General features: G+C 69.1%; 1 protein-coding gene. It reads left to right on the top strand.

Annotation, left to right across the window (positions count from 1 at the left end):
* Positions 1-656: MBL fold metallo-hydrolase (locus GXW76_RS25525; RefSeq protein ID WP_211864942.1), on the top strand; the 656-nt coding region annotated here is incomplete at both ends.

Here is a 656-nt window from a genome sequence, read left to right as displayed (position 1 = left end):
GACGAGCCGACCAACACGGTGAGCTACCTGGTGTGGGATCCCGCGACGAAGCGTGGCGCGGTGATCGACCCGGTGCTCGACTGGGACAACCGCTCCGGCACCGCCGATGTCGCCTTCGCCGACCGCATTCTCGCCGCCGCCGTGGACGAGGGCGTGACCATCGACTGGGTGCTCGAAACCCATGCGCACGCCGACCACCTGACCGCGGCGCCCTACATCAAGGCGAAGACCGGCGCGCCGATCGGCATCGGCGAGCACATCAGGGAGGTGCAGGCGATCTTCCGCCCCGTCTTCCACGCGGATGACGTCAAGCCCGGCGGCGGCGACTTCGACCACCTGTTCAAGGATGGCGAACGCTTCCCGCTGGGCTCGCTCGAGGTCGAGGTGATCCACACGCCGGGCCACACCCCGGCCTGCATCTCCTACCGGATCGGCGATGACGTCTTCGTCGGCGACACGCTGTTCATGCACGACTACGGCACGGCGCGCGCCGACTTCCCCGGCGGCGATGCGCGGGTGCTGTACCGTTCGATGAAGAAGCTGCTGGCGCTGCCGCCGCAGACGCGGCTGTGGATGTGCCACGACTACAAGGCGCCGGGGCGGGATGTCTTCGCCTGGCAGTCGAGCGTCGCCGAGCAGCGCGCGCACAACCCGCA

The organism is Neoroseomonas soli (assembly GCF_018129065.1).
Taxonomy (GTDB): domain Bacteria; phylum Pseudomonadota; class Alphaproteobacteria; order Acetobacterales; family Acetobacteraceae; genus Neoroseomonas; species Neoroseomonas soli.
Note: the sequence above shows the minus strand (reverse complement) of the source record. Positions and strands in the feature narration are given on the sequence as shown.